Raw genomic sequence first — 6469 nt, 5'->3', positions numbered from 1 at the left:
CCATCGTCGTCGTCGCGCATTCGTTCGCCGCACTGCTCGCGCTCCGCGACCCCGACAGCCAGCTCGTCGCCGGCCGCTCACCGGACGCCCTGCTGCTTCTCGACGCCGTCACCCCGCAGATGGTTTCGGAGGTCCGGATGAACAAGTTCGCGCTCGGCAGGCTGCGCCGCTCGTTCGAAATCACCACGTTCTCGACCGCGCTGGGCCTCGGCCCGTTGTCCGAGCTGCTCGACGGCCCCTATCGCTTCTATCCGAAAGCGGTCCAGCGCCGTTGCAGGAGGTTCCGGTACAGCCCGCGCAACGCGCGCCAGGCGCAACGCGAGTTCAACCGCGTGATCCGCGACGACGAGGCGGCGACACCCGTCGACCTGCCCGACCTCACGCTGGTCGTTCACGCCGAATCCGGACTGCCCGACCCCGAGGGCTACGCCGCCTATCAGCACACGCTGGCCGGCGAACTCGCACTGCCCGAGTCGGCGGTCGTCAAGGTCGGCCAGGTGCGGCAGAAAGGGATGCTCACCTCGCCGGCCGCGATGAACAGCGTCGCCGCGGTGATACAGAACGTGCGGCACGACAACGGCCTCGGATCGACGGTCTCAGGCGGTGAAGGTTGAGCGGCGTCTCCGTCAAGACACTCTCGCGCGGCGCGCTGCTGGCCTGGATTCTCGCGACCGTCGTCTACAACCTCCCCGGCGATCAGGCCAAGCTCTACCACCTGTTCCGGCGGTGCGGCCTGCCGTTGCCCACCTGGAAGTTCTTCGCTCCGGTGCCCGCGACGACCGATCTGGTCCTCGCCTATCGCGACCTCACCGCCGACCGCGATGCGCAGACGCCGTGGAAGACCGTCGACATGAACCGCGCTCGCGGCCGCGACATCTTCTGGCCGCCGCCGAGCCGCGACCGCAAGGCCTACTCCGACCTCACCCAAGAGATGCGGCGGGCCCATTCGGAGTACGACAACGATCTGACCGCGATCCGCGAACTCCCCGTCTACGCGGTCATGACGCGGTTCGTGCGCGGCCTGCCCCGGCTGTCGACGCAGGCGGATCTGCGCGAATTCATGATCGTCGAGGCCCACACCAGCATCGACGATCCGACGGTGGTGCCCCTCTTCTTCTCGGACGCGTTCGAACTGCCGAAGGCGGCGACCGAGTCGGAGCTCAACAGAACGGAGTCGGAGACCCGATGATCAGCAAGCTCGTAGGTGAGTTTCCCCGACCGCGCACGATCGTCGCGCTGAACGCCGGATCGTGGGCCATCCTCTCGGCGTTCTGGATCTATCGGGCCTGGACGGCGGCCGATTTCGCCGCATGGTTCAGCGTGACGGCGGTGGGTGTCGCCGGCATCCTGTTCCTCGCCGTCCTCTCGTCGCCGCCCGGGTGGCTCTTCGGAACGCGCGTCGTCATCGCCCTGCGGTGCGCCGTCATCGTCGCCCTGCTGGCGTCGGCCATCCGGTTCCGGTCGGTCGAGCACATCGGCGACCTAGCCGGACCCGTCGCGGTCACCGTCTTCTGCTCCGCGCTCGTTAGCACCGCCTGGCTGCTGTTCCGCTCGTCCGGGAAAGCCCAGCTGGACCTGCGCTCCCCGGTCGCGGCAGAACTGATCGTGGTCCAGGGCGGACGGTTCGGCAACCATCACAAGCCCTCGGCCGAGCAGCGCTGGGCGGCCGACCTGCTGGCGCTCGGTCCCGGTGGACGGCGCGCGTCGCGGATCGTGGCGACGGAAGCGCAGCAGTGCGTGATCTACGGGATGGATGTGCACGCCCCGTGCGACGGGGTCGTCGTCGAGTGCGGCGACGGGCGACCGGACAATCTCGACCTGGACGCGCCCCCGGCCTTCTCCGACGCCCGCGGCAACTTCGTGTCGATCCGAACGGGTGACGACGTCACCGTGCTGCTGGCTCACCTGCAACGCGACTCGGTCGCCGTCCAGGTCGGCGATCGTGTCGTCGCCGGTCAGCTGATCGGCCGCTGCGGCAACTCCGGCCGGACCACCGAGCCGCACGTGCACCTGCATTGCGAGGTCGACGGCACGGGCGTGCCGTTCACCGTCGACGGGCAGAAGATGTTCCGCGGTGCGAGGCTGCACCGGCGGTGAGCCGTCCGACTGAGCGCGCCGGGGGGAACCGTCGTCTTCTCGCGCTCGTCCGCCTGTGCCTCGACCGCCGCCTGGTGCTGTTGATCGCGGCGACCGTCGCGCTTCAGTCGGCCGCCATCGCGTTCGAACTACTGCTCCCCGTCCTCTACGGCCGGCTGATCGACGGGGGTCTGCTCGTCGGGGACGCGTCGCACACGTTGACCATCGGTCTCTGGATGCTGCTCGCCGTCGTCGCCCAGGCGGTCGTCGCCTACGGCGCAGTCCGGCTGGTCGCGCTGGCGACCATCGCCGTCGGCACGACCCTGCGCCGCAGACTCGTCGACGGGATCGTCGCCGGCGAGAACCATGCCGAACTCGAAGCCGGTGGAATGGTGACGCGTGCCTCGCGCGACGTGATGCAGATCCAGGCGCTCGTCTCCACAGCGCTCAGTTCCTGGTACGCCTCGGCCGCTCTCAGCGTCTTCGGGCTGGTGACCCTGTTCCTCATCGCCCCGAAAGCCGCGCCCCTGGCCGGCGCCTTCGCGGTGGCGTTCGCCATCGCCGGCTACCACTTCGCGCGTCGGATGGCGCCCCGGATGAGAACCATCCTGGGTGTCTCCGATCGGGTGAACACCGCCTTCTCCGACCGGATCCGGGGTAGCCGCACGCTGCGCGTGTTGCCGCGGTTCGGCCCGGTCGTCGATCCCTTCACCTCCCTCAACAAGCGGCTGCGCGACGAGGAGCTCGGGCTGGGCAGGGTCCTGGCGCTGGTCGTGCCGACATCGACGGTCATCACCGCCGCCGGCGCGGTCGCCGTCATCGCCGCCGGTGCGACCGCCGTACACACCGGCAGCATGCAGGTCGGCCACCTGTCGGCGTCGATCACCATCTTCCTCCAGGTCCTCTTCGGCCTCTCCGCGCTTCTCGCGAGCATCATGTCGCTCCCGATCTACCTGGCCAGCGTCGATCGGGTGCACGGGGTAGTCGGCGACGGTGACGACGAGCCCCCCGGGGAGACACCGTCGACCGAGAATCGCGGCCACGCGTTGACGCTGGAGAAGGTGACCGTCGTCGATCCGGCGACCGGACGTCTGGCACTCGACATCCCCGCGCTCGAGATTCCCGCAGGCAGCCGCGTCGGAATAACCGGGCCGATGGGCGCCGGGAAATCGCTGCTGGCCCGAACGATCGCCGGCCTGGTCTCGCCGCACGGCGGCCGGGTGACCGCGACGGCGGCATCGACGGGCGAGGTCGCCAGGCCGTTGACGATCTGCGGGTATCAGGGGCAGGACCCGTACCTGACGACGGGGACGATCCGGACCAACCTGTGCCCCGGCGACGCGATCGCGGAACCCGGCCAGGCCCTGCGCATCGCCGCGATCGACCACCTGGTCGACCAGCGCGGTCTCGACGCTCCCGTCACCGGGGGCGGCGCGGAATTCTCCGGCGGCGAACGGCAGCGCCTCGCGCTGGCCGCCGCGCTGCACCAGTCCCGGGGTCTGGTCGTGCTGGACGAGCCGGTTTCAGCCGTCGATCCGGCCACGCGCACGAGGATCGCGGACGACCTGTTCGACGGCGAACACGGCACGGTCCTCGTCGCGACGACAGACGCGGAGATCCTCGCGCGGTGCGATTCGGTCGTGTTCCTGGAGCGGGGATCGGTGATCGACGTTGCGCCGCACCGGGACCTGCTGGACCGCCATGACGACTACCGGCTTCTCGTCGGCGCGAGGGAATCACAGTCATGAACGGGTCATCGGAGAAGGGGACCAGGCACACCGTCCGGGCGCTGATCGGCCTGACGCGCGCCGACGTCGCCGGGATCCGGGGACGCGTCGCGATAGTGCTCGTGCTGTCCGTCAGCCTCGTCGGGCCGGCCGTCGCGACGCCGTATCTGCTCGGAGCGGCGACCGACATCGTGATCCGCAGCCTTCCCGGCTCAGCCGGGAACGACCCTCTCATCGGCCCCCTCGCCACCGTCTTGGGCGCCGTCGTCGGGATCGCCCTGGTCGCCGCCCTCGTCAACTTCACCCGCGACCGCATTCTCTTCCGGCTCATCGAAGACTGGAACCGCGCGGTTCGGGCCAGACTCGTGGACATCTTCAACCGGAGCCCGGCGAGCCTCGACCGGACACCGCCGGGAGATCTGCTCTCCCGGTGCGTCACCGACCTGGACAACCTCACCCGGACGGCGACGCAATCGCTGTCGTCGGCCGCGACCGCCGTCGTGTCGATAGTCGGGTCGCTCGCCGTGATGCTGTGGCTCGATCCGTGGTTCCCTATCATCGCGATCGCCACGCTCGCCGCGACGGCTTTCGTCGGCCAGGTATTGGCCCGGCGCGCCCGCCCTCACTTCGAGCGCCAGATGCAGGAGTACGGGAACCTGACCGGCGTCGTCCTGGACGCGTACCGCGGCCGGGACTCCTACCGGATCGGCCGCAACGCGGCCGGGCTGAACGCACAGCTGACCGACGTCGACGAGCGCCTTTCGGCGAACGCTTTCCACGCCGCACGCCTCTCCGGCGCGGTCGGGCCCGCGGCAGCCGTCCTCGACAGCATCGGTTTCGTCGTCATCGTCGTGCTCGGCGCCTTCCGGATCGCATCCGGGTCGCTGACCGTCGGCGAAGTGCAGGCGTCCATCCAGTACTTCCGCCAGGCCACCGGGCCGGTCGGCACCCTAACCGCCCTGCTTTACTCGCTGCAGCAGGCGATGACCTCGGCACGCCGGGTCCTCGAGGTGCTCCGCTGCGGCGACGACCCCGCGGCGGATACCGGCGACCCGGCGGTTGCCGAGCAGGCAGGTCCGCTGACGGTCTCCTTCGAGGACGTCTCCTTCGGCTACGACGGTGTGCCCGTGCTGGACGGCTTCTCGCTCGTGCTGCCGGCCGGCTCGCACACCGCGCTCACCGGTCCCTCCGGAGCGGGCAAGAGCACCCTGATCAACCTGCTGCAGAGGCTGCTCCGGCCCACCGGCGGCGTGATCCGTCTGTCCGGGCAGAACCTCGACGAGATGCCGCGCGAGCAGCTGGTCGAGCAGGTGGCAGTGGTACCTCAGGAACCGTGGATCTTCACCGGAACGATCGCCGAGAACATTCGCTGTATGCGTTCGGCGATCACGGCCGAACGCGTCCGCGAAGCCGGTGGCCGGTGCGGCCTCGACCGGTACGTCGCGGCGCTGCCCGACGGCTACGAGACCGTCGTCTCGGCCGACGGGCACGAACTCCCGGGCAACGCTCGGCGCCTGGTGGGGATAGCCCGCGCGCTGGCCGGCACGCCGGGTCTCGTGCTCCTGGACGAGCCGACGGCCGGGATGGATCCGTTGTCCGCGGCCGAGGTCGAATCGCTGATCGCCGATCAGTTCCGCGACGTCACCGTGCTGGTCGTCTCGCATCGGGGCTCGACCGTCGCCGCCCTGGATCGCACAGTCCTCCTTGAGAACGGCCGCGTGGTCTCACCCGCTACGGCCGACGAGCAATAACGACTCCCGCGACCGTGCCCACATTCCCGCCGACCGTGCCCAGTTTTCCGCCGACCGTGCCCAGTTTTCCGCCGACCGTGCCCACATTCCCGCCGACCGTGCCCAGAATCTCGCCGACCGTGCCCATGACTACTCGGTCCGCCACTTGGCGATGCGCGCCTCGTGCTCGGGATCCAGATGCGCGAGCGGTTGCATCGCGGCGGCCATGCCGAGCACGGATTCCAGCGAGCCGGCCTGCGACTCCTGCAGCAACCGCTTGGCCATGCGGAGCGCCTCGCCCGGGTTCTTCGCGATCCGTTCGGCGAGCTGATCGGATTCGGCGATCAGATTCTCGTGCGGTACGACGCGGCTGACCAGTCCCCAGTCCAAGGCGGTCGCGGCGTCGATCCGGTCGCCGGTGAAGGTCATCTCCGCCGCCCGCTCCCATCCGATCGCGCGCGGCAGGAACCACGTCCCGCCGTCGCCCGGGATAAGCCCGATCGACACGAAACTCTCGGCGAAGGACGCGCGGTCGGAGGCGATGCGGATGTCGCACATCATCGCCAGGTCGAGGCCGGCCCCGATGGCTGCGCCGTTGACCGCCGCGATGATCGGGACCTCAAGGCGTTGCAGCGCGCGCGGGATCCGCTGAATCCCGGTGACGTACGCGCGCCGCTTCGCCCGCTCGTCGACGCCGAACATGCCCCGGCCGTCGGCCATCTCCTTGACGTTGCCGCCCGCGGAGAAAATCTTGCCCGCCCCGGTGAGGATGATCGCGCGGATCGCGGTGTCGGCGTTGGCCTCGTCGACCGCGTTCTCGATCGCTTCGATCACGTCGAGACCGGTGATCGCGTTGCCGACCTCGGGCTGATTGATCGTCCAGATCTGGATGTGGCCGGCCGTCGCGACGTCGAGCGGCGTACTCATCGGACGACC

7 protein-coding genes are annotated in these 6469 nt (G+C 69.6%); 5 read left to right on the top strand and 2 right to left on the bottom strand.

What is annotated here, in order from left to right; genetic code table 11:
• From GOARA_RS20215 to GOARA_RS09660, 5 genes are all read left to right on the top strand, one after another.
• On the top strand, window positions 1-614 hold a 614-nt coding region (locus tag GOARA_RS20215), incomplete at its 5' end, for a hypothetical protein (RefSeq protein ID WP_007322176.1).
• Window positions 611-1189, top strand: a complete 579-nt coding sequence (locus GOARA_RS09675) for a hypothetical protein (RefSeq protein ID WP_007322175.1) — start codon at window positions 611-613, stop codon at window positions 1187-1189. The genes GOARA_RS20215 and GOARA_RS09675, both read left to right, overlap by 4 nt.
• The gene (locus GOARA_RS09670) at window positions 1186-2097 is read left to right on the top strand and encodes a M23 family metallopeptidase (protein ID WP_007322174.1); all 912 of its coding nucleotides are present in this window, start codon (window positions 1186-1188) and stop codon (window positions 2095-2097) included. Before GOARA_RS09675 ends, GOARA_RS09670 begins: the two co-directional genes overlap by 4 nt.
• Window positions 2094-3824, top strand: a complete 1731-nt coding sequence (locus GOARA_RS09665) for an ABC transporter transmembrane domain-containing protein (protein WP_007322173.1) — start codon at window positions 2094-2096, stop codon at window positions 3822-3824. Before GOARA_RS09670 ends, GOARA_RS09665 begins: the two co-directional genes overlap by 4 nt.
• Window positions 3821-5554 (top strand): ABC transporter ATP-binding protein, encoded by a 1734-nt coding sequence (locus tag GOARA_RS09660; RefSeq protein WP_007322172.1) that lies wholly within the window; start codon window positions 3821-3823, stop codon window positions 5552-5554. Before GOARA_RS09665 ends, GOARA_RS09660 begins: the two co-directional genes overlap by 4 nt.
• Here the strand turns inward: GOARA_RS09660 and GOARA_RS20210 are convergent.
• On the bottom strand, window positions 5535-5699 hold the full coding sequence (locus GOARA_RS20210; protein WP_170265635.1) for a hypothetical protein: 165 nt from the start codon (window positions 5697-5699) through the stop codon (window positions 5535-5537). The genes GOARA_RS09660 and GOARA_RS20210 overlap by 20 nt on opposite strands.
• Window positions 5684-6460, bottom strand: coding sequence for a crotonase/enoyl-CoA hydratase family protein (locus GOARA_RS09655; RefSeq protein ID WP_007322171.1), 777 nt, complete (start codon window positions 6458-6460; stop codon window positions 5684-5686). The genes GOARA_RS20210 and GOARA_RS09655 overlap by 16 nt, the downstream gene beginning before the upstream one ends.
• Between the last annotated feature and the right edge of the window lie 9 nt (window positions 6461-6469).

The sequence above is a fragment of the Gordonia araii NBRC 100433 genome (assembly GCF_000241265.1).
In the GTDB taxonomy this organism is placed as follows: domain Bacteria; phylum Actinomycetota; class Actinomycetes; order Mycobacteriales; family Mycobacteriaceae; genus Gordonia; species Gordonia araii.
This window is presented reverse-complemented; position numbering and strand designations above follow the sequence as displayed.